The sequence below is a fragment of the Microcystis sp. CS-574 genome (genome assembly GCF_028329095.1).
GTDB lineage: Bacteria > Cyanobacteriota > Cyanobacteriia > Cyanobacteriales > Microcystaceae > Microcystis > Microcystis ichthyoblabe_A.
The window spans coordinates 1-23033 of the sequence record NZ_JAQMSY010000195.1; the positions used below are offsets into that span (position 1 = coordinate 1).

A 23033-nucleotide genomic window follows, 5' to 3' on the forward strand; every position below is an offset into this window, starting at 1 on the left:
CCCCAACCCCCAACTCCTCATCCCCTCCACTGATAACCAATGCTTCCTACCGTTGAGACTTTAATTATTGCCGTCGAAAAAGCCGACTCAGCTAATCAGTTACTAACCGCCGTGGAAAACCTAGCTGCCGCCAAAAGTGAGGCGGCAATACCTACCCTCACCGATGTCCTGAGATATAATAACCCCGGTGCCTCCGTCGCAGCCGTGGATGGTTTAATCGCCATCGGCAAAGCGGCGGTTCCCTATTTACTGGCCAATCTAGACGGTTATAATTATGGGGCAAGAGCTTGGGCAACCCGCGCCCTAGCGGGAATTGGCGATGTGCGAGGATTGGACTTATTACTTGAGGCGGCGGTGAGTGATTTTTCCTTTAGTGTGCGGCGAGGGGCGGCTAGAGGCTTAGGAAATATAATTTGGTCTGATTTGGAGGAAAGTCGGGTTTCTGAGGCTCAAAAAGCAGTTTTTGCGGCACTGGAGAAACTTTTGCAAGGGGATCCAGAGTGGGTGGTTAGATATGCGGCGATCGTCGGATTGGAGGGATTAGGAACTGCGGCGGCGGCATTTCGCAGGGCGATTCGGGAACTTTTAGCACAGATTGGGGAGACAGAAGCGGAAATAGTGGTAAGATTGCGTGCCGATCAAGCTCTGGAACACTTACAATAAGCCTAAGTCACAAAGTAGAAAAACTCATTTCTCTACAGGGAGAAACAATTACACTAACATTCTATGAAATATTGGCAGGAAATTTTAGCGATCGCTCAACGAATTTTAGTAGAATTAATCCGGCGCGGGCGTAGCTTAATCCTCTGGGGCATTTTCCCGATCCTTGTCCTGCTCTTAAATGGCTATATTATGGCAGAAAAAGGCAAAATTGAGCTTGCTGAGGCAATGGCTCTGGCTACTCCTCCCACCCTCGTCGGGGCGGCACTTTTCTTTAGTTGTTTGGGGGGAACCGTGGCGACGGTAGTAGCAGAAAGGGAACAACAAACGATTAAACGGTTATTTTTATCGCCTTTAAGCGGTGTTTCCTATTTTATCGGCATTTTTCTCGCCCATTGTGTGATTGCTGCCTGTCAGACAGTTTTAGTTTATTCTATTGCTAAACAGTATGGAGCCACTTTTAAAGGCTCAATTCCTCTAGAATTATTAATTATTTTCCTTAGTATCACCGCCTATGTGGGTTTAGGATTTATCCTCGGTACTCAACTGGCGAAAAGAACAGAAGATGTTAATGCTTTGGTGGGAACTTTTGGGGTTCCTTTATTAATTTTAGGCGGCGTTTTTCTTCCGACTGCTTTATTCCCCGACAATATTCTATCTCTGGCTAAATATAACCCGATCTACCACATGAATGAAGCTTTAATTGCTGTTTGGGCAAAGGGCGAAAATCTCCAAGATATTAGCTCTCATTTTCGCTTTCTCTGTCTTTTTGCTCTAGCTATGGTAGCAGGTGGTTGGCTTACCTATCGACAAATGTTAAACCTTGAACGCCGATTGTAAATCAGTTATCAGTGATCAGTGATCAGTGATCAGTGATCAGTTATCAGTTAGAAAAGGCAAGAGTATTTATTGATTTGTCTTCCCATATCTTACACTCCCTAATCCTGCTTCCTGACTTCTGACTATCCTTATTACTTTATTAAAAATGCTGACTATTAGTAATGTCAAAAAAAATTACGGAAGACGCTTAGTATTAGATCAATTAAACTTTCATATTGAAGCGGGGGAAATTTACGGTTTACTTGGTCCAAATGGTGCGGGAAAAACCACCACTATTAACTTAATTTGTAATTTATTAAAACCCTCATCGGGAGAAATTACCTTTAATTATTTGCCAATTTCGAGAGTTACTAAAGAATTAATTGGGGTTGCCCCACAAGAAAATTTATTGTACAAATCTCTTACTTGTGAGGAAAATCTCAACTTTTTTGCTCAGATTTATGGACTCGATCGCCCCCAGCGTCGTCATCGGATTAAAAGCAGTTTATCCGCAGTAAATTTGCTCGATCGCGCCCGTAGTCCAGTGGAAACTTTAAGCGGTGGAATGCAGCGCCGGATGAATATTGCCGTGGCTATTGTTCATCAGCCAAAATTATTAATTCTCGATGAACCAACTACTGGTTTAGACATCGAATCTCGCTATGAAATTTGGGATTTAATCGGAGAATTACGGCGACAGGGAATGACAATTTTATTAACTACCCACCTCCTCGATGAAGCACAGCGTCTCTGTCAACGTATCGGCATTTTAAAACAAGGTCGTATTATTGCCGAAGGTAATTTAAATCAGCTGCGTCAGCATATTCCTGCTAAGGAAATTATTATCATGGATACCCAGGATCAAGAAGCGGCAATTAATCGAGGGAAACAATTAGGATTTACTCCCAAATTTTACGGTAAAGATTTAGCTTTTTGGTTAGATGAACATCTAGAATTAAGCGAGATTATTCAGGCATTCGATGGCATTAATATTGATTCTCTCGCCCGTCAGACGGTACAGTTAGAACATATTTATATGGAAATTATGAATCAATTTTAACACCGTTTTTGAGAATTCAGGTTGATGATCAGCATTTTTTCGGAATTTAGCTCAATTAAGCTAAATCACCGTTTTTTTACCGTCATGATCATCTATAATTTTTGGATAGGTTCTATTAATTGGAGACAAAATCAATGATGAAATTAACCTCTATCACTGGGTTATTGGGTCTATCGGCGGTATTATTAAGCTTACATCTACCGGCAGCGGCGCAAAATTGTCGGCCACTTTCTTTATTAGGGGGTGAAGGTAGTGAAGTTACCAAAAGCGTCTCACAACCCACTGTTCCAGGGCCTTTCGGTGTCACGATAACTCGTAATAATTGGAATACCGATTGGGCAGTTCCGGGGGGGAGACGTTTTCAGAGGTTTATCGTTACGGTTTCTGTCCCCCGGGCTGCCTCCTTCGATATCCGGCTGTTTCTCAAGTATAGCGATCAAACTAACGAGGAATTTTTTAATACTAATGGAGTACGAATCGAACCCGATAAACCCTTAACAATTACTGCCACAGTCCGGGCAAATGATCAACCTTTTCTAGTCAATCTTTTTGTCAATGGTATTCAGCACATCGGTAATACCTACACCGCTTCTGTTGTCGGTTGTGAACGATAAAATATATAGGGTGTGCTGAAAAAGTTTTTTGGTGGGGGCAGGGTGTGGGGTTTTAAGCTAAGAGGCATTTTAATCGCCTATCCGATTAGCTGAATCTCTCCCAATCCCTTTACTGTTGCCTCTTGTTTCATCTCAACAGGCAATTTATACTAAATCCAGTTATTAAAGACTGATTATCTATTCCTCCTTTTGCCTCTTGCCTCTTGCCTCTTGCCTATCCTCCTAAGTAGCCTATACTCAACGGATTTAGTATTAAATGCGCGGGCAGCCCCGGACTTTACTCTCTACCCCGATTGACCTTCAGTGGGACAATTAGAGCAATGCACAATTAAGGATTTTTGTCAAGAAAATAATATTAAAATTATTATTGATGTCTGCCATCCTCACGCCCAAATTATCTGGCAATTAGCGATTAATTACGCTACCCTAACTAATATCCCTCCATTTGCCTCGATTTAGAACTGGCTTTTATCTGTCCCCACCTCAATCATCGATTTTTTTCCAGAATCTTATGTCTGAAACTATCACTCCCGCCATTAGCGATCGCATCTGTAAACACATGAATAAAGATCACGGTGATGCCGTGCTTTTCTACGCTCAAGTTTACGGCAATATTACCGATGCAGAAACCGCTCAAATGCTATCCATCGATCCCGAAGGTATGGATTTAGCCGTAGAAAAATTAGGGGAGAGTCAAACAATTAGAATACCTTTTGAACGCACCCTAGAATCAGCCAAGGATGCCCATAATATCCTCGTTGAGATGCTAAAAGTTAATCAAACCACCCCTTGACAAAGCTCGATTTTGCGCCATAAATCTAACAACCTTGTTGGATAAAACTTTTAGACTTTTTCGCCATTAAAAAGTGTCAGCCATGGGGGTAATCCGGGGGAAATTGAGCTACTTTTTCCCTGAAAATAGGTAAAACCCCACACCCCACCCCCCGGAAAAACTTTTTCAGCAGACCCTAGTTATAGCTTGAATTGCTTTTCTATCAAAGACACGATCCAACTTCTAGGTAAAAAACGGGGCAGATTGACGATAATTTTATTAGCCAATTTACCGGCTACCACGTTGGGGCGTTTGTTTGCCAAGGCAGTTAAAGCCTCTTGTACCACCACTTCCGCCGAATCTAACCGGCCGTTTTTGCCCATAAAGGCACTGGGAAATCGGGCTACCTCAAAAAAATTAGATTCCGTCGGACCGGGGCAAAGAGCAAGGATTTTAACGCCTTTGTCTTTATTTTCTGCCCAGAGAGACTCGCTAAAACTGAGGACAAAAGCTTTTGTCGCCGCATAGACGGAAAGATAGGGCAGCGGTTGAAACCCAGCAATGGAAGCAACATTGATAATTGCCCCCCCAGTGCCAGCAAGCATGGGACGGAGAAAATAGTGGCTTAATTCCACCAATACCAGATTATTTAACTGGATCATTTCTAACTGTCGAGCTAAATCCCGCTCGCTAAAAGCGCCATAATCACCAAAACCGGCATTATTTACCAGTAAATCGACGTTGATTCCTTTTTGGTTCACCGTATCATATACTAGCTTTCCCGCCCCAGCAACGGTCAGATCTTGGACGATAACCGTCACTTTTACCCCGTATTGTTCCCCCAATTCCGCTGCTAATTGTTCTAGTTTATCCCTAGATCTAGCGACTAAAATTAGCTCCATTTGCCGTTGGGCAAGTTGACGAGCAAAGACGACACCGATACCAGTGGAAGCACCAGTAATGAGGGCTGTTTTCATAGAAGATCAACTAAAAATAGCTTTTTTGCTGGAATTGTAGCACAATTACCCTTCCATTTACAGTTCTTAACTTGGCGGGGAAGACATTTTTTCAACTCAGAATATATGTTAGGCTAGAAACAGAACAAAGGTCGAGGAAGGTGTAGAAATGACAGTTATAAGCTTCACTGATCAAGATATTGCCAAATATACCGCCGCTGATATTGCTTCTTTAGCCGAACGACTAGAAAAAGATGAGTATAGCAACCCCTTCGAGGCTTTGCGGGATTGGCATCTGTTGCGAGCGATCGCTTTTCAAAGGCAGGAATTAGCCGAACCTTATCTTTATCTGTTGGATCTAGAAGCCTACGATGAGGCTTAAGGTTGCTTAGTTAAACAAAACTTAACAAAAATTACTGGGGGTGTGAGACTAGCACACCCATTATTTTTGATTATGGTATTCTCTGGCTGAAAAAAGCCCCTAGCTTTTTGCCCCTTATTTCCCTACTATCAATAACAAAGTATTTTTAGGCGATCGACTAAATTATGGGCAAACAATACAACGTTTATGGGATCGGTAACGCGCTCGTCGATATGGAATTTCAAGTCTCTCCTGAATTACTGCAAGAATTAGGCATCGATAAAGGAGTGATGACGCTGGTGGACGAAAATCGTCAAACCCAGTTGATGGAAAAATTGGCTCTTGATTGTAAACGCAGCGGCGGCGGATCGGCGGCGAATACCCTAGTAGCGATCGCTCAGTTGGGGGGTAGAGGTTTCTATTCCTGTAAAGTGGGCAATGACGAATTAGGTAAGTTTTATCTGCAAGATCTGCGGGCCTGTGGTTTGCATACCAATGAACACGGCGGCGAAAAAGAGGTGGGAATCACGGGAAAATGTCTAGTGTTCGTCACTCCCGATGCCGATCGCACCATGAATACTTTTCTCGGCATCACTGGGGAAATTTCCGAACGGGAATTAGTCCCCTCAGCGATCGCTAATGCCGATTATCTCTATCTCGAAGGTTATCTCGTCACCTCTCCCACTGCCAAAGCTGCCGCTATTAAAGGGCGAGAAATTGCTCAGGCGGCTGGAGTCAAAACCGCTTTATCCCTGTCGGATCCCAATATGGCGATCTTCTTCCGGGAGGGATTACTGGAAATGATCGGAACGGGGTTAGATTTCGTTTTCGCTAATGAGTCGGAAGCTTTGACTATTTCCGGCAGCGAGGAAATTGAGTCAGCGATCGCCTATTTTAAAACCATTGCCAAAGGATTCGCTATCACCCGGGGTGCCAGTGGTTCTTTGATCTATGATGGCGAAAATCTCCTGGAAATTGACCCCCATCCCGTACAGGCGATCGATACCGTCGGCGCGGGGGATATGTATGCAGGTGCGTTTCTCTACGGTATTACCCACGGTATAGGTTACAAAGGAGCAGGAAATCTCGCTTCTCTAGCGGCTGCCCGGGTGGTTTCTACTTTTGGGGCGCGTTTACAAACCGAGGAAATTCAATCCCTGCGCGATTCGATCGTTTTGGGATAGGTTTTGTCGGTGATCAGCTTTCAGTCATCGGGAGTCAGGTTTTTTCTCCCTGCTCCCTGCTCATAGACAGTCTTAACGAGTAATTTAGATAGGGTTTGCTGAATAAGGCAAAGTAAGGGTTTTGGGGCTTTTCTCGCTCCCACAGGTGCAAGATTTTGAGAGAATCGTCGTTCAAAACCTTGCGTCTTCATCGGCCCGCGTCCTGTAGGGGCGAAGCATTCGGGCAATAACCTATCGGTGAAAACGTAGATTTTCTATCCGAATGCTTCGCCCGTACTTATTCAGCAAACCCTAGATAGTCATACTAAATCCTGTTTAAAAGTTATAGGAGAGTGGGGAGAAGGGAGCGGGTTTTTCAAGTTGGATTGGGGGTTAATCATGCTATTAAAAACCGATTCAGTATAACGGTAAAGTTAGACCGTCTTCACCGATAACTTTGGCTGAGTCATAGCGCCTCAATTGTAACGCGCCCACCTTCCACTGCCTCAATCTGAAGTTTAAAGCCATACAAAAGACCCATCCCCACACATCATACTCGCTTTCTCTGGCTGCGACTGCCAAAACGGAAGACGGCTCTATGTCCAATCCGAATCAGCCAAGGTTGAGCATCAGGGACACGCTCCTAGAGATGATCGGTAGCAGTAATCGTATCGTCGGCAAGCTCAAACGCTCCAGTTTCGATGTCGATCGCCACAATTCTCCCCTGATTTCCCTCCTCCACTTGAGAACGTACCTGAGATTGATAAATCTCATTACCACGTCGAGCGAATTCTTCTTTGCTGTAGCGGGGTTGTCGAACTGTCATTGGCTTGACCCTGGGGCAACTTTTGCCCTCTATTTTAACCTAAACATTGGGAATTTTCGCTAACATTCCCCAACTGGGCCCACCAGAGCGGCATCGCACTTAAACCCACAACTTCAATCAATGGGCATGGTGCGTTCCCCAAAATCGATCAGTGGAGCAGTAGGAGCCACATTAGGGAACGCACCCTACGGCGATAGCGATCGCACTGATGCTTTTAGAATCGCAATACCTCATAGCGTTCCTCCCGAAAACAGCCAAAACAGCCATACAACATAATGAATGATCACGATCGCCCAAAAAGTGACTTGATAAGACTTTTTCTGACCTTTATGGCGCAATATTCGCTGGGCAATAAACCCGCCCAACCATCCACCTGCAAGTTCACACAGATGTAGCGTTTGTTCAGAAGTTCGCCAATCCTTTCGTTTAGCACGAGATTTATCATCTGCGTATAGAGCGTAAGTCACTAAACTCATTACGGGATAAAGAATCAGTGGAATGGGATTGCGTGTCGTCCATGTAAAATGAATAGCTCCAAACAAAGGCAGAAGCGACAACAGAACTACCTCAACTATCGGAAAGCTTGAAATGATGGCATCAGAGGGTTTAGTTCGACTACTTGAAGGTTCTGACTTGTTTCTTGCTCCCAGAATAAATGCGTTGTAAGCTCGAACTTTGCCATCTGAGTCAACTATGCAGTGGTAATAAATCGTGTCGTTTTCTTGTGGACGACGGGTTGCATCTTTAACTTCAGAAATATGCAAAAAAACTTCTTGACTCCCATCAACGGGTTGAATAAAACCAAATCCACGCTCATCTTTCCATTTTGTAAGCTTTCCACTGCGGAGACCGGATTGCATAAAAAATCTCAATAACGAAAACTTTGTGGTTCTAACAAATCATCTTCAAGGACAGCCACAACCAAAAAACGAAGCAGCCCAACTACATATTATAGGTCAACTTTCCGTATAACACTCTCCAGAGTAACGATATGGGTCAACTTTCGGTATATCATTCCATTTAGGTGCGATTGCCAGAAGTTTTCCCTATATCACGCCCAAAAGTGTGTTAGCCAGATTAGCATATTGCCAAAAACCTTGTTTAACTAAATTCCTGACAATTAGGCTCATTCTAGCGATGATTCCTCTGTCTGACCGCACCCCTTGACAGAAATTTATAATTATTCGACCTTTAGCGATCGCTATCGGGGGATAGTTGTTTTTTGTTACAGCAGTGGGGAGAAGGGAGCAGATTTTTAAAGTTGGATTGGGGGTTAATCATACTATTAAAAACCGATTCAGTATAACGGCTAAGTTAGACCGTGTTTTCGAGATAAGGTTACAACTTCTCTGCCACTTTCAGCTTGTTGCTTTTGCAAATCAGCAAAGATGGCTTTCAAGTCATGATTGAATGACCGAGAGTACTCTTCACGAATTTTGTGGATCTCTTCCACAATCTCATCCTGAAACATAATCAACCTCCGAGAAGTTCATAGGGTGTACAAAGAATTGGCAACTCGTAGCCAAAATCAAGGCTGATCTCTGCCAACTTTCCCTGAATTTGAGCATTGGCGATGTGCTTGCAATTCCAGGTGAGCAGGTAATCCATGCCGTGAACGGTTGCGGGGGCGATATGAACAGCATCAATATCAGCTTTTGCGGGAAGGTTGCTGCGTTCCAAAAATTGCTCTGCTAAATCTAGCACAGCTTGGTTCAAGTCGAGTAAAGATAGATTAGCAAGGATTTATAGTCGTTGAGATGCGATCACAACATCACCTTGTGAGGTTTCTTTCACGACCGCTTGAGATGAGTAAAGTTGAAAATCGCCGCGACGTGTATTCCACCACTCCTTCGTCACCTCAATATTTGCGGCCACAACAATATCTCTGCTGGGTCGAGCAGTAAGATAGCCTAAGATACTGGTTTCAATATAGACGGTTTCGCTCACGGCAATCTAGAAAATCTATCCAATGCCTATCCTACCGCATTTAATCTTGGTTCTGAGGGTGTTGGGTAACAGTCGTCAACCCAACCTTGTACGTGAAATATTCTTGTCAGCATAAAGTTGCCGCAGAAAGCGGTAGTCCCTGATCAAGCAACAGCTTCATAGCGATTAGGAAGTTCAATGATGCGATCATCCAAGTAAGAAGATGCAAAAATTAGGGCTTGTCGAATATCTTCATCCTCCAGTTCCGGAAACTCTTGATGTAATTCTGCTCGATCGGGATAAGTTGCCAGTAGCTCAATCACTCGACGAACCGTAAGGCGAAGATTACGGATGCAGGGTTGCCCATTCATACGGTTTGGATTGCTCGTAATACGATCTAGTTTCATTAGAGTAATTCTATTGCTTCATGATCACTTTAACCTTTAGCGGGAGTAAGGGACTTGCGCTTTGATAATGTACCATTTAGGGCTGGTCTTATTCTTCTAGAGAGCGATTTTCTGGCTGGGATATTATTCCCACGCAAGTCCCTAACTACTGGTTTAAGGTAAATCCGTCGCCCCCATCAAAAAGCGATCGCATTCCCTGGCGGCCCCGCGACCTTCATTAATCGCCCAAACCACCAAACTTTGACCACGACGACAATCCCCCGCTGCAAAGACTTTCGGTAAGCTAGTGGCAAATTGACCATGTTCGGCCTTGATATTGCTGCGGCCATCCTTTTCTAAGCCTAAATCATCGAGTAAAGGCTGTTCTGGTCCCAAAAATCCCATGGCCAATAGAACCAATTGCGTCGGGATGACTTTTTCTGTTCCTGCCACCGGTTGGGGGATAAACTGCCCTTTTTCGTTGCGTTGCCATTCCACCTGTACCGTGTGAATCCCTGTGACGTTACCCTCGCTATCCCCCTCGAATTTAGTCGCTGTGGTGGTATAAACCCGGGGGTCATCGCCAAAACGTGCGGCTGCTTCCTCTTGTCCATAGTCCAGACGGTAGATTTTTGGCCATTCGGGCCAGGGATTATCGGCGGCCCGTTCGCGGGGCGGTTGCGGCATAATCTCTAATTGGGTGACGCTACGGCAGTTATGACGCAGGGAAGTCCCCACACAGTCGGTTCCCGTGTCACCACCGCCGATAATTACTACGTCTTTACCCGCAGCCGAGATAAAATCCTCCCCGGGCTGTCCGTCTAGTAGTGCTTTTGTATTAGCTGTGAGAAACTCCATGGCGAAGTGAATGCCCTTTAATTGGCGACCTTCGATGTTTAAATCCCGGGGTTTGGTGGCTCCGGTACAGATAACCACGGCATCATATTCGTTTAATAGGTCTTGGCTGCTGATATCCTTGCCCACTTCCGTGTTACAGACCATTTTTACCCCTTCCTGTTCCAGCATCTGGAGACGACGCAGAACCACTTCTTCCTTATCTAACTTCATGTTAGGGATACCGTACATCAACAGGCCTCCGGGTCGGTCGGCCCGTTCGTAAACCGTCACCCAGTGACCAGCTTTATTTAACTGGTCGGCAGCCGCTAATCCCGCAGGTCCGGAACCGATCACAGCCACTTTTTTGCCGGTACGGATGGCGGGGGGATTGGCAGTAATCCAACCGGATTCCCAACCTTTGTCGATAATCGAACATTCAATATTTTTGATCGTAACGGGGGGATTATGAATACCGAGAACACAGGAACCCTCACAGGGAGCGGGGCAGACTCTACCGGTAAATTCGGGGAAATTATTGGTTTTATGGAGGCGATCAAGGGCTTCTCGCCACAATCCTCGATAGATTAAATCATTCCATTCGGGAATCAGGTTATTAATCGGGCAACCACTGGCCATGCCACTAATTAGGGTTCCCGTGTGACAAAATGGTGTACCACAATCCATACAACGGGCGGCCTGATTGCGGAGTTTATCTTCTGGCATGGGAAGATGAAACTCATCCCAATTATGAAGGCGATCAAGGGGGGTAAGTTCGGAAGGAAGTTCACGCAGGAATTCGATAAAGCCAGTCGGTTTGCCCATAGTCTTTGTTATCTCTGTCGTTTATTCCCTATCTTCCTTCACAGTTCGATCGATCCCCGCAACTTTACCGATTTCTTTAATCTTATCGGCAGCTCAGTGGACTAACAGGCGGTAATTTTGACAAATTGGGTAATTAACTATTGAGTTAAAAACAGGCGATTTCAAGAGGAAGGGGGCAATTCTAAGGGGATAGCCCCGATTATTCCCTTACGAAAATCATTGAGTAACTGCATGGCTGCCCTTTCTTTATCTTCTTGATATTTGAGATTGGCCAATTTTTCGATAAAATCCTCCCCGGTTATGTCTAGAGTATTCAACCCATAACGAGATTGTAAAAGTCCTTCATAGTGTAATTCTATTAATAAATCGACAAAAGCCGCCGCTATCCTTTGGTTATCATAACCAGCATCCCCAATATCCTCACAGATAGCTAATTTCACCGCATCCTTTTGATTTTCTAAACGGGAAGGAATCACCCCCGGCGCGTCTAATAATTCTAAGGTGTCGGAAATTCGTACCCATTGTAATTGTCGCGTTACTCCGGCCCTGCGGGCGCTGGCAACGACTTTTCGCCCCAATAAACGGTTAATCAGGGCAGATTTACCCACATTGGGAAACCCAATCACCACGGCCCGCACTGGACGCGGTAACATTCCTCTTAGTTGACGTTTTTGGTTAATTTCATCGCCAATTTTTTCCGCCGCTTTGATAATTGCTTTAACTCTTTCTCCCTGTTTAGCGTTAGTAAAATAGACGGTTTCTCCTTGACTTTTAAACCATGTTACCCATTGTTGCTGGGCAGATTCGGGAATCATATCGAGACGATTTAAGATTAATAAGCGCGGTTTATTGCCAATCCAATCGTCCACCTGGGGATGATGGGAGGCTAAAGGAATGCGAGCATCGCGCACTTCTAGGACCACATCCACGAGTTTAAGATGTTCCTTTAGTTTTCTTTCCGCTTTGGCAATATGACCGGGATACCATTGAATTAACGACATGGGAGATGGGAGTATAAAATTAGATCTTATCAGGAATAGTCCCTAGATAGCTAAGTGGGTAGGTGTTAAAAATTATCAGATTCCTCCTTATTAAGCTATTCATTCGTTACATCTTTCTTAACATAAAATTTGACAAAAAGAGAAAAGTGTGCAAGATGGCTCAAGGGAGTTCTATGGCGGAACTAAGTAGCTGGTTATAATTAGGGTTTGCGGCAAAAAGTACGGGCGAAGCATTCGGATAGAAAATCTGATGAAGACGCAAGGTTTGGAAGCACGATTCTTTCAAAATCTTGCAGCTGTTTCGCGAGAAAAACCACAAAACCCTTACCTTGCCTAAATTTCACATTTATTCAGCAAGCCCTAATTAAATTAAAGATAGATTTTAGGTTCGATCCCCTTAATCAGGGGGGTTGACAATTGTTAACACCTACCTACTTATTTTTTGCCTCTTGCCTGACTGGGAGTCGCAAGTCTAAGCTAAGGATAGCCGGCCAACCCGTACCGACCACCGGATAACTGATAGAATGAACGATTCTAACGCTAATGCTCCCGCTCAATCCTCAGAAGAGACAATAGATGAAACCAATTGGGTAGATCTCGGGGAAGAAGGGAAACCCCTAGATAAACCCACTGCTAAACCTATCCAACCATCTCCCCTCAAGTCTATCTCTACCCTGATCACGGTGGAGACGGCTTTTTTGGCCAGTGCTACCAGTTTAATCTGGTTAATTGATTATTATTTTCCCCTCGGACCGTTATTAAGGGTTTTCTTCCCGATTCCTATCGCTTTAGCCTATTTACGTTGGGGCGCTCGCTGTGCTTGGATGACAGCATTAGTTTCTAGTTTACTTTTGTCGGTGTTGATGGGACCGACTCGCAGTATTGTCTTTTTGATTCCCCACGGCTTGATGGGGGTACAATTGGGGCTATGCTGGCGCCGGGGTGCGCGCTGGGAATTTTCTATCTTGACTGGGGGACTGTTGGGGGCTTTTGGTTTATTCTTTCGTTTTTGGCTGTTTTCAATTCTTTTAGGCGAAAATCTCTGGTTATATGTGATTACCCAAGCGACTAATTTTATTGATTGGATTTTCACCCAGTTAGGGATTCTCGCTAAACCGACGCTGCTGCAAGTGCAATCGATAGCAGTTGTGGGCATATTTGTCAATAGTTTATTATACTTATTTGCCGTGCATTTAGTGGCGTTATTAGTTCTTGATCGCCTCGGTAATCCGATTCCTCGTCCGCCCAAATGGGTACAGGTCATACTAGATTATGAGTAATTATTTAGGGACTTGCGCTTTGATAATCTACCTTTTGGGCGAACGCAGTTCGCCCCTACATTGTGGACAAAATCCGTTACTGTAGGGGCGCAATGCTTGCGCCCTCCGAGCGTTCAGGTTTGCTGATCACTCTAAGTAGGGGGAGAGCCTTCGAGCGCCTCCGCAGCTAAGGGACTTGCGCTTTGATAATATGCCATCTGGCCGGTCTGATTCTTCTACAGAGCGATTTTCTGGCTGGGATATTATTCCCACGCAAGTCCCTTAGTGCTTTATGGTCAGTATCTCCAGTCAACTGTTAATCGATCATTTTTCCCCGATTATCGTCTTGTCAGAGAGTGACCGAGTGAGTTATAGTCGTCTATAAGACTCGATTAAAGCATTTCTTAAAAGAATCGTGGTTTTTGGAAAATCGAAAAGTGCGCTATTTTCCCTTCCACAGAAACCTGTTGCCGAGGGGAGTAACTCAAAAACTCCTTTTTTCCTAGATTCTGATAGACAGAAACGGCGGAAACGGATAAAAAATGCTGTTATCGAGCAAGACTCGGGGATTAATTGAAAATCTCGTCTCCTGGCTGTGCTTGTCCAATTGTGGGTCAAGCCGGCACTTGCCAAACAGACTTAACAACTGAAACCAAGACTCAGTTCCCACGTCTGGGGGGCAGATGAATATCAAGATGAGGCTTTAACGATGCGGACTCATCTTCTTAGAACTTTCTTAACAAGACCAGATTTCCGGAAGTAGCCTCAAAGCATAGACAAATAGCCCATGGTCCGTCGCTTTTGAAACCGAAAGATTGAGGAAATTGAATGCCAAAACAAATAATCATAGCCGAACAACACCATATAGCGGCTGTTTTTTGGGAAGATCAAATTCAGGAATTAGTTGTAGCCACAGGTAATCAACAGGTGGCCGACATCTATCTAGGATTAGTAGAAAACGTCATCCCCGGGATAGATGCAGCCTTTGTCAATATTGGCGATGCGGAACGCAATGGCTTTATCCATGTCACCGACCTGGGCCCCTTAAGACTGAAAAAAACCGCCGGTGCTATCACGGAATTACTGGCCCCCCAGCAAAAAGTGCTGGTACAGGTAATGAAAGAACCCACTGGCAATAAAGGACCGCGACTAACGGGAAATGTCACTCTCCCTGGTCGTTATCTGGTATTGATGCCCAATGGTCGCGGGGTGAATCTTTCCCGTCGCATCCGCAGTGAAGACGAGCGCTCCCGTTTACGAGCTTTAGGGATTTTGGTCAAACCGGCAGGGATGGGGTTGCTGGTACGCACCGAGGCCGAAGGTAAAGCGGAAGAGGCGATTATCGAGGATTTGGAATTTCTGCAAAAACAGTGGGAGAGCATCCAACAGATGGCCGTCAGCAGCCGCGCCCCGGCCCTGCTGAACCGCGATGATGACTTTATTCAAAGGGTTTTGCGGGATATGTACAGTGCCGATGTCAATCGCATTGTTGTGGATAACCCGATGGCGGTAAAACGAGTTAAACAGCAATTGACGAACTGGGGCGGCGGCAAAGCTCTCGAAGGGGTTTATATCGACTCCCATCGGGAAACCCAGCCAATTCTCGACTATTTCCGGGTTAATGCCGCCATTCGCGAGGCCCTGAAACCCCGGGTTGATTTACCCTCCGGCGGCTACATTATCATCGAACCGACGGAAGCTTTAACGGTAATTGATGTTAACTCCGGTTCCTTTACCCGTTCGGCCACGGCCCGGGAAACCGTACTCTGGACTAATAGCGAGGCTGCCACAGAAATCGCTCGACAACTGCGCTTGAGAAATATCGGCGGTGTGGTGGTGGTGGACTTCATCGATATGGATTCCCGTCGCGACCAGTTGAAACTGCTGGAATTGTTTAATAAAGCCCTGAAAAGCGATAAAGCCCGGCCCCAGATTGCCCAATTATCGGAATTGGGGTTAGTGGAATTAACTCGTAAGCGTCAGGGGAAAAACATTTATGAATTATTCGGCAAAACCTGTGACCATTGCGGCGGACTGGGCCATTTAGCCCATCTACCCGGAGAAGGCAACGCCATCGCCCTGGAAACCCCCACCCTTAGCCGCGCGGAAAAAGAAACCCTTGTCATCGCCACGACTAATACAAAAGTTCTACCCGATAAGAGCGCTCCTAGCGTTGCGGCGGCCGAACCCTATCTAGAAGTTTTCTCCGAATTTGAGGCCGAAGAAAACGCCCAAGATATAGATCTTTCCTTCCATCCCAACTACCAAGAACAGGTTAATAATTCTCGCCGTCGCCGTCGTCGTCGTCCCTCGGAACTGTTACTCAAAGAGGAACGGGGCGAAAAAGCCTCTACTAACGGTGTTAACAACGAAATCGAGCCGGAATCAGAACCCCAACGCCTTGAGGAAAAACGAGAACGCCCCGCCCGTCTCTCGAAACGAGGAGAAGATGCCAGTGCTGGCAAAAATATCCCCGTCACCGAACGGGAGCGGGTTTCCGTGGAAATGACCCCCGTAGAACAGGAAGTTTATTCTTTAATGGGCATTTCTCCCCTGATTCTCGTGGATAAGGAGTTTAAAGACCCGAAATCGGTGATTGTTTCCGTGAAACTGCCAGGGGAAAGGGAAGCGGAAAACCCAGAAACGGCTGCCACTCCTGAAATATCCTTGACTCCTACCCTAGAGGCCGAGGACACAGCCGCCACCGCCCCCATAGAGGCGACGGAAACTGGCGAGGAAGCCGAAAATCGTTCCTTGGTGCGCCGTCGTCGTCGTTCCACCACTAGCGAAGTTAGTCAGGAAATCAACCAAGAAGCTAGTCCGCCAGCGAGTTTTACGCCCGAACCGATTGCGCCCGAAACTCCAGTTTTTCTCGGCGAAGTCATTCCTTTAGAAACCCCGGTGAGCGCCGAGGTGACGGAGGAGCCACAAGTAGAGGCTGAAACTGCGGTGCTGCGTCGTCGTCGTCGTCGTTCCTCCGCCACTGTCGATGAGTCATGAGCGCAGAACCCTTAATTGCTGGTGTCGATGAAGTGGGGCGCGGGGCTTTATTTGGCCCCGTGGTGGCGGCGGTAGTGGTCACTGTCCCCTCTGGTTTTCCGCAGCTGTGGGAGTTGGGGGTGAAGGATAGTAAGCAACTTAGCCCCCAAAAACGGCAAAAATTGAGCCAGCAAATACAACGGGATTTTGTTTGTCGCATCGGTTATGCTACGGTGAAAGAGATCGATCGCTTGAATATTCTTCATGCCTCTCTACTGGCAATGAGCAGAGCGATCGGGAAATTACCCCTTTCCCCCAGTCTCTGTTTGATCGATGGCAAGCACATTATTAAAGATTTGTCAATCCCCCAAAAGGCGGTAATTCAGGGAGACCAACAATCGCCGGTAATTGCGGCGGCTAGTATCGTGGCCAAAGTCTGGCGCGATGACTTAATTGCTCGTTGGCACGGACGCTATCCCGATTATGGCCTCCCTCGTCACAAGGGTTATGGCACTGCTCAACACCTAGAAGCGATTGGCAACCATGGACTTACTTCTCAGCACCGGCTCTCTTTTAGTCCCTGTCAACAAATCCGCGTCAGTCCCCACCCAAGGACGGAGTGGGGTGGGGATGGCGATTGAGGGGTTTACTCACTGAGAACTGATGCCAGGGCCTGACGGGCAATTTTTGTGACGTAGAGGGTGACGGCAACGGTAGCGATAAAACCAATAAGGCGAATAGTCCATAGTAAAACTGGGTTAGTGGCTGGTGCCGAGGTCCCGATGGTGGCAAGACTGCCCGCTAAAGAGCCAATATAGACATACATTATCGTCCCCGGAATCATGCCCGCGCAACCTATTAGATAATCTTTCAGAGAAACCCCGGTGACACCATAGGCATAATTGAGCAGAGTAAAGGGAAATATGGGAGATAAACGGGTTAAAAGCACTATTTTTAAACCTTCTTTCCCCACAGCTTCATCGATAGCTTGAAATTTATTATTACCTTGAATTTTTTCCGCCACCCACCCCCTAGCCAGATAACGTCCCACCAAAAAAGCGGCAGTAGCGCCGATAGTTGCCCCGATAAAGACGTAAAAAGAGCCTAAAACCACGCCAAAAACTACACCAGCCCCTAAAGTCAGGATTGAACCTGGAAAAAAGGCCACAGTAGCTAGAATATAGATAATTATAAACGCGATCGCTCCCACAGCCCCCAAACTATCCACCCAAGTTAAGGCATGGAAAAGAATAGTTTGAGGATTAAAACCAGTGGAGGCACTGGATTCAACAGCAAAAGCGGGGGGAGTAGTCAGGAGAAAAACAAGGCTAAATGTAGTTAATAACAGCAAATGCCTGATAATCACAGTTTTTTCCGAGGGCAAAAACTTGGAAATAATCATAAAAAGTCCCTATAAGGAATGAAAAAAAAGAGATTGAACTACAGAAGCGAATTAAATAGAACTGGGGCTATTTTACCCCGATTATCATTGTTTAGACCAGAAAGCCAATCCTAAAAATTCCCAGAAAATCCCAGTCTTTCTGAGAAGATAAGACAAGCAACAGCCGGGTAATTTTTGCCGTTTACTTGATATTACACCTTGTCGTCTCTGGGGAAAAAATGTCACAATTAGAAATAATTAGCATTGGATATAGCAATCAATCTATGAAAATCATCCCCAAGGTCAAAGCCCCCACCTTCCTGCAAATGGCACAATGGATCATTAATCCCGTAGCTTTTATGGAAAATGCCGCCCGCAAGCATGGCGATATTTTTAGCGCAAAAGTGGGTTTAACTGTAGATAATTTTATCTTTGTCAGTAGTCCTTCAGCCCTACAACAAATTTTAACTAATGACCGTAAAAAATTTTCGGCACCGGGGGAAACCAATCGGATTATTGCCCCGATTATTGGTGATTATTCCGTCATCATGTTAGACGGAGACATCCACAAAAAACGCCGTCAGCTTTTATTGCCACCTTTTCACGGGGAAAGAATGCGTTTCTACGGCGATTTAATCCGCGATATTACCCTAAGAGTAATGGCAGAATTGCCCGAAAATCAACCTTTTAAGGCCCGTTCAGCGACCACAGCGATTGCTTTACAAGTAATTATGGAGGCAGTTTTTGGAATTAGTCAAGGGGAACGTTATCAAACCCTGAAAAAAATTCTGGCTGAAATGCTCGATATTTTTAACTCTCCGGTGATGGTTTCTTTGTTATTTTTCCCAATTTTGCAGGCTGATTTGGGTGCTTGGAGTCCCTGGGGAAAATACCAGCGTTCCCAAGCAAAAATTGATGATATTATCTATACAGAAATTGCCGAAAGAAAAGCTAATCCTAACCCCAATCGTAGCGATATTTTATCACTACTGATGTCGGCCCGGGATGAAGAAGGCAACCCGATGAGCGATAAGGAATTGCGCGATGAATTAATGACCTTATTATTCGCAGGTCATGAAACCACCGCCACCGCTATATCTTGGGTGCTCTACTGGACTCATCGCTATCCAGAAATTAAAGCAAAAATTCTCCAAGAAATAGCCACTTTAGGAGATAATCCTAACCCCATTGATATAACTCGATTACCCTATCTTTCGGCGGTTTGTTCGGAAACTTTACGCATTCATCCCGTGGCAATGTTAACTTTTCCGCGAGTAGTGCAAGAACCAGTAGAACTAGATGGTTATCCTTTAGAAAAAGGGACAATTCTTATGGGTTGTATTTATCTGGCCCACCACCGCGAGCAAACTTTCCCCGATTCCCATACTTTTAAACCAGAACGCTTTTTAGAAAAACAATTCACCCCCTACGAATATATGCCTTTTGGTGGTGGAGCGCGTCGTTGTATTGGGGAAGTTTTAGCTATCTACGAGATGAAAATCGCTATCGCCACAATTTTGGCCAATTATCAGTTAACTCTAGTTAATAATACCCCTGAAAAACCCAGTCGCCGCGGTGTCACCCTTGCTCCCTCGCGAGGAGTTCCCATAGTCTTAAAAGGACGACGGGAACCTCTGGTGACTGCCCCCATGCTCGCCGAAATTTCTTAAAAAAACTGACAAAATATTGTACAATCAGAGTTGTGGTATCCCATATCATAACTCTGCTTTTTTGTCAATAAAATTGGGGATAATTATGGTCTTAATTCGTTTAGCTAAATCCTGGCAAATTTCCGAAAATGAAGTTACTTCCGAAAGTGTTTATTTTAACCGTCGTCGCTTTTTACAGGGGTTAATCGGGGCAGGAATTGCGGGAAGTTCCCTATTATTAACTTCTTGTGGTAAATCCTCCTCCTCGGAAGCTTTAGAAAAAAGTTTGCAATTACCTAAAATTGAAGGGTTCAGCAAAAATCCGCAGTTTTTAACGGTAAATCGTCCCGTAGTTGCCGAAACTGTAGCGGGGAAATATAACAATTTTTATGAGTTCGGAGGGGGGAAAAATATCTGGTTAAAAGCGCAGAAACTACCGACGAATCCCTGGATGGTAGAAGTGGGAGGATTGGTAAAAAATCCCCAGACCTACGATATAGATACTATTAAAAAAACCTTTCCTCTCGAAGAAAGAATCTATCGTTTTCGTTGTGTGGAAGCTTGGTCAATGGTCTTACCTTGGCTTGGTTTTCCCATGGCTGCTTTAATTGCGGCAGTGGAACCAAAACCAGAAGCAAAATTCGTCCGTTTTACCTCCTTTTATGATCCAGAAATTACCCAGAGGCCAGGATTACATTTAGGAGCCTTACCCTGGCCCTATACAGAAGGTTTAAGAATTGAGGAAATGGCCAACGAATTAGCTTTCTTTGCTGTGGGAATTTTCGGACATGATTTACCAAAACAACACGGCGCACCCTTGCGAATGGTTATTCCTTGGAAATACGGTTTTAAAGGGGCAAAATCGATAGTAAAAATTGAATTTACCGCCAAACAACCCGCCACCTACTGGAACACAATTGACGCTCACGAATACGATTTTGAGGCTAATGTAAACCCCAGTAAACCCCATCCCCGTTGGTCGCAAGCAACGGAGAAATTTATCGGCAGTAGAAGTGATTTATCTTGGGAAATTATCGAAACTCTGCCCTATAATGGCTACGGTGAATATGTGGCTAGTTTGTATAGTTGATTTTGATGATTACCCTCGTTTTATTCAGTTTAACTAAGTATCTATGGACAATAAAACTCTGTACGAACAAGACTTTTATCTCTGGATTAGAACTACTATTAATCAACTGCAAGCCAGACAGTTTGAGCGGGTAGATTTAGAGAATTTACTGGAGGAATTAGCAAGTATGGGGAGGAGTGAAAAACGCAAAATTGAAAATCTTTTGATTCAATTGCTGGTACATTTGCTGAAACTAACCTACTGGACAGGAGAAAAAGCTAGAAATGAGGGTCACTGGAAAGGGGAAATTCTCAACTTTCGCAGACAAATAATCGAAGAAATTAAAGATAGCCCTAGTTTGAAACCCTATATTCTGGAAATCTTTGAGGAATGCTATCAATTTGCTAGAAAAGAGGCTCAAGTTAGAACTCAATTACCTCTTGATACTTTCCCCGCTATTCCTCTTGGTTCCCTTGAACAAATTCTCGATGAAGATTGGTTTCCTACTAATGACCACGAGTAATATATAGAGGTAAATTATGGATAATAAAACCATGTACGAAGAAGACTTTTATCTCTGGATTAGAACTACTATTAATCAACTGCAAGCCAGACAGTTTGAGCGGGTAGATTTAGAGAATTTACTAGAGGAATTAGCAAGTATGGGAAGGAGTGAAAAGCGCACAATTAAAAGTCTGTTAACCCGATTATTAGAACATTTACTTAAGCTCAAATATTGGGCGGCAGAAAGAGAGAGAAACGAAGGTCACTGGAAGGGAGAGATTAGAACTTTTCGTCTCGATATATTAGATGAACTTAAAGATAGTCCTAGTCTGAAACCCTATCTTTTAGAAATTTTCGATGAATGTTATCTTTCAGCTCGAAAAAATGCCAGCGATCGCTCTCAATTACCCCTCGATACTTTCCCCGTTATTCCCATTGGTTCCCTTGAACAAATTCTCGATGAAGATTGGTTTCCTGCGGGCGATAATCTGGAAATATAGCCATCAGTTAGACTGCTCCCCACTGCTGTAACAAAAAACAACTATCCCCCGATAGCGATCGCTAAAGGTCGAATAATTCTAAGTTTTTGTCAAGGGGTGCGGTCAGATATAGTAATCATCGCTAGAATGAGCCTAATTGTCAGTGCGATGCCGAAGGCACTGCATAGCAGATCGCCGATCTTGTAGGGTGCGTTCCCTAATATGGCTCCCACTGCTCCAGCGATCGATTTTGGGGAACGCACCATGCCCATTGATTGAAGCTGTGGTCTAAATTTGATCGCCGATCTTGTAGTCCGGGGCCTGGTGATACTGAATTGCCAGATATTGGAGTTCACTACTGGCTAGATGCAGGAACGAGGCTGAAATACATTTTGAAGGTCTGGGTCGAGGATTAAAGAGCTTGCGAATTAGTAGTCAGGGTGGGCGTTTGCTCACCTTGCTTTTTCATGCGGTAATATGGAATGAGATGGTGAAACACTGAGACTATAGCTATGACGCTCGCATCAAATAAACAAACCGCTATCATTCGTACAGAGCGAGGACTGACAATCGCAGGAACCCGCATCACCCTCTATGATGTAATGGATTATGTGACTGCTCAATATCCACCTAAGTTCATTCAGGGATTATTTGATCTGACGGAAGAGCAAATTAACACTGCCCTGGCTTATATTGAGGCTCATCGTGCGGATGTAGAGGCTGAGTACCAGCAAGTTCTCAAAGAAGCTGAAGAACTCCGACTATACTATGAAGAGCAAAATCGTGAGCGAGTTGCCCGTATTGCTGCTAAGCCGCCAAAACCTGGCACAGAAGCCATTCGAGCAAAACTTCAAGCGGAAAAAGCCAAGTTGGCATCACGGGCATGAATTTTCTAGTTGATCATAACTTACGAGGGCATTCTCTTGTCCTCGCCGGAGTCCTTGCTGCGAGTGGTTGGCTTGACTTGATCTCGATTCGTTTTATTCTGTTTGAAGAAGTTGGGTTAGCTGTCACGAGCGATGATCGCGTTGTTTGGCGGTATGCCCAAGCCAATCAGATGATCCTGATCACCGCTAACCGAAGCATGAAAGGCAAAGATTCCCTGGAGCAAGTGATGCGGGAGGAAAATACCCCCACATCATTACCCGTCGTGACAATCGGTAATATTGAGCGACTACTTGCCGAGCCAGATTATCGAGATCGTTGCGTTAACCGTTTGGTTGATATTGTAGTTGATATTGAAGATTATCAAGGCGCAAGACGCATTTTTATTCCGTGACGCGGCGAATGCTAGGGCCGTTGAAGTCTATCTATAGCTGGACTTCCCCGTTGACAAAAAGCCATAACATCTGCTGTAGAAGGGATTAAAAGAATTTCCGCCGCCCCGTTACTGGGTACAAATCAGGGAAACTCCCAATAAATCTAACGCTTTTTGTTGCAGTTGGGTCGGTCGAGTTATCTTAGAAAAACGATAACTTCCCTCCCTAATCGTACATTCCACTGTATTCAA

23 protein-coding genes and 2 pseudogenes are annotated in these 23033 nt (G+C 45.0%); 17 read left to right on the top strand and 8 right to left on the bottom strand.

Annotated elements, in window-relative coordinates; genetic code table 11:
- Positions 1-39 precede the first annotated feature (39 nt).
- The 6 genes from PN470_RS15580 to PN470_RS15605 all read left to right on the top strand — a co-directional run bounded on the left by PN470_RS15580 (position 40) and on the right by PN470_RS15605 (position 3946).
- Positions 40-663, top strand: coding sequence for a HEAT repeat domain-containing protein (locus PN470_RS15580; protein ID WP_004158456.1), 624 nt, complete (start codon positions 40-42; stop codon positions 661-663).
- A gap of 63 nt (positions 664-726) precedes the next feature.
- Positions 727-1500, top strand: coding sequence for an ABC transporter permease (locus PN470_RS15585; RefSeq protein ID WP_002774827.1), 774 nt, complete (start codon positions 727-729; stop codon positions 1498-1500).
- 145 nt (positions 1501-1645) lie between these two features.
- The gene (locus tag PN470_RS15590; RefSeq protein WP_002732759.1) at positions 1646-2539 is read left to right on the top strand and encodes an ABC transporter ATP-binding protein; all 894 of its coding nucleotides are present in this window, start codon (positions 1646-1648) and stop codon (positions 2537-2539) included.
- Positions 2540-2673: 134 nt separating this feature from the next.
- The gene (locus tag PN470_RS15595) at positions 2674-3153 is read left to right on the top strand and encodes a hypothetical protein (RefSeq protein ID WP_002774825.1); all 480 of its coding nucleotides are present in this window, start codon (positions 2674-2676) and stop codon (positions 3151-3153) included.
- Between the two features lie 303 nt (positions 3154-3456).
- A complete protein-coding gene (locus PN470_RS15600; protein ID WP_002774823.1) occupies positions 3457-3612 on the top strand; it encodes a precorrin-6A/cobalt-precorrin-6A reductase in 156 nt (51 codons plus the stop codon).
- 52 nt (positions 3613-3664) lie between these two features.
- Entirely contained in the window at positions 3665-3946 is a 282-nt protein-coding gene (locus PN470_RS15605; RefSeq protein ID WP_103113232.1) for a DUF2470 domain-containing protein, read from the top strand.
- Between the two features lie 179 nt (positions 3947-4125).
- Here the strand turns inward: PN470_RS15605 and PN470_RS15610 are convergent, their stop codons facing one another.
- Entirely contained in the window at positions 4126-4902 is a 777-nt protein-coding gene (locus PN470_RS15610; RefSeq protein WP_272104770.1) for an SDR family NAD(P)-dependent oxidoreductase, read from the bottom strand.
- Between the two features lie 148 nt (positions 4903-5050).
- Here PN470_RS15610 and isiD point away from each other — a divergent pair, with 148 nt between their 5' ends.
- Positions 5051-5263 (top strand): protein IsiD, encoded by a 213-nt coding sequence (gene isiD, locus PN470_RS15615; RefSeq protein ID WP_002732311.1) that lies wholly within the window; start codon positions 5051-5053, stop codon positions 5261-5263.
- Positions 5264-5427: 164 nt separating this feature from the next.
- The gene (locus PN470_RS15620) at positions 5428-6426 is read left to right on the top strand and encodes an adenosine kinase (RefSeq protein ID WP_194013447.1); all 999 of its coding nucleotides are present in this window, start codon (positions 5428-5430) and stop codon (positions 6424-6426) included.
- Between the two features lie 529 nt (positions 6427-6955).
- Here PN470_RS15620 and PN470_RS15625 read toward each other — a convergent pair.
- The 6 genes and pseudogenes from PN470_RS15625 to ylqF all read right to left on the bottom strand — a co-directional run bounded on the left by PN470_RS15625 (position 6956) and on the right by ylqF (position 12203).
- A pseudogene (locus PN470_RS15625) lies at positions 6956-7231 on the bottom strand (hypothetical protein).
- A 230-nt stretch (positions 7232-7461) separates the two neighbouring features.
- Positions 7462-8091 carry a cold shock and DUF1294 domain-containing protein gene (locus PN470_RS15630; protein ID WP_271935683.1) on the bottom strand — a complete coding sequence of 210 codons (630 nt, stop codon included), beginning with the start codon at positions 8089-8091 and terminating at the stop codon, positions 7462-7464.
- A 613-nt stretch (positions 8092-8704) separates the two neighbouring features.
- Positions 8705-9178: pseudogene (locus PN470_RS15635) on the bottom strand (type II toxin-antitoxin system VapC family toxin).
- Positions 9179-9321: 143 nt separating this feature from the next.
- Positions 9322-9564: a DUF433 domain-containing protein gene (locus PN470_RS15640; protein WP_002761871.1), complete on the bottom strand. Its 243-nt coding sequence runs from the start codon at positions 9562-9564 to the stop codon at positions 9322-9324.
- Between the two features lie 153 nt (positions 9565-9717).
- Complete coding sequence (locus tag PN470_RS15645; RefSeq protein WP_002774810.1) at positions 9718-11202, bottom strand: glutamate synthase subunit beta; 1485 nt, start codon at positions 11200-11202, stop codon at positions 9718-9720.
- Positions 11203-11363: 161 nt separating this feature from the next.
- Positions 11364-12203: a ribosome biogenesis GTPase YlqF gene (gene ylqF, locus PN470_RS15650; RefSeq protein WP_002793875.1), complete on the bottom strand. Its 840-nt coding sequence runs from the start codon at positions 12201-12203 to the stop codon at positions 11364-11366.
- A 524-nt stretch (positions 12204-12727) separates the two neighbouring features.
- On the opposite strand from ylqF, the gene PN470_RS15655 reads away from it, so the two are divergent.
- The 3 genes from PN470_RS15655 (at position 12728) to PN470_RS15665 (ending at position 17082) form a co-directional block, all read left to right on the top strand.
- Positions 12728-13483: a DUF2232 domain-containing protein gene (locus tag PN470_RS15655; RefSeq protein ID WP_002732287.1), complete on the top strand. Its 756-nt coding sequence runs from the start codon at positions 12728-12730 to the stop codon at positions 13481-13483.
- 807 nt (positions 13484-14290) lie between these two features.
- Positions 14291-16462, top strand: coding sequence for an Rne/Rng family ribonuclease (locus PN470_RS15660; protein ID WP_149106480.1), 2172 nt, complete (start codon positions 14291-14293; stop codon positions 16460-16462).
- Positions 16459-17082 (top strand): ribonuclease HII, encoded by a 624-nt coding sequence (locus tag PN470_RS15665; protein WP_016516176.1) that lies wholly within the window; start codon positions 16459-16461, stop codon positions 17080-17082. The genes PN470_RS15660 and PN470_RS15665 overlap by 4 nt, the downstream gene beginning before the upstream one ends.
- Before the next feature lie 5 nt (positions 17083-17087).
- Here the strand turns inward: PN470_RS15665 and PN470_RS15670 are convergent, their stop codons facing one another.
- Positions 17088-17843 carry a TVP38/TMEM64 family protein gene (locus PN470_RS15670; protein ID WP_103113244.1) on the bottom strand — a complete coding sequence of 252 codons (756 nt, stop codon included), beginning with the start codon at positions 17841-17843 and terminating at the stop codon, positions 17088-17090.
- Between the two features lie 263 nt (positions 17844-18106).
- Between PN470_RS15670 and PN470_RS15675 the strand changes: the two genes are divergently transcribed.
- From PN470_RS15675 to PN470_RS15700, 6 genes are all read left to right on the top strand, one after another.
- Complete coding sequence (locus PN470_RS15675) at positions 18107-19492, top strand: cytochrome P450 (RefSeq protein ID WP_271935691.1); 1386 nt, start codon at positions 18107-18109, stop codon at positions 19490-19492.
- Positions 19493-19577: 85 nt separating this feature from the next.
- Positions 19578-20561 (top strand): protein-methionine-sulfoxide reductase catalytic subunit MsrP, encoded by a 984-nt coding sequence (gene msrP / locus PN470_RS15680; RefSeq protein WP_271935692.1) that lies wholly within the window; start codon positions 19578-19580, stop codon positions 20559-20561.
- 43 nt (positions 20562-20604) lie between these two features.
- A complete protein-coding gene (locus PN470_RS15685) occupies positions 20605-21063 on the top strand; it encodes a DUF29 domain-containing protein (RefSeq protein WP_271935694.1) in 459 nt (152 codons plus the stop codon).
- A 16-nt stretch (positions 21064-21079) separates the two neighbouring features.
- A complete protein-coding gene (locus PN470_RS15690) occupies positions 21080-21544 on the top strand; it encodes a DUF29 domain-containing protein (protein WP_024969050.1) in 465 nt (154 codons plus the stop codon).
- A 491-nt stretch (positions 21545-22035) separates the two neighbouring features.
- Complete coding sequence (locus PN470_RS15695) at positions 22036-22410, top strand: DUF433 domain-containing protein (RefSeq protein WP_002796833.1); 375 nt, start codon at positions 22036-22038, stop codon at positions 22408-22410.
- The gene (locus PN470_RS15700) at positions 22407-22802 is read left to right on the top strand and encodes a DUF5615 family PIN-like protein (RefSeq protein WP_002796835.1); all 396 of its coding nucleotides are present in this window, start codon (positions 22407-22409) and stop codon (positions 22800-22802) included. The genes PN470_RS15695 and PN470_RS15700 overlap by 4 nt, the downstream gene beginning before the upstream one ends.
- Positions 22803-23033 lie beyond the last annotated feature (231 nt).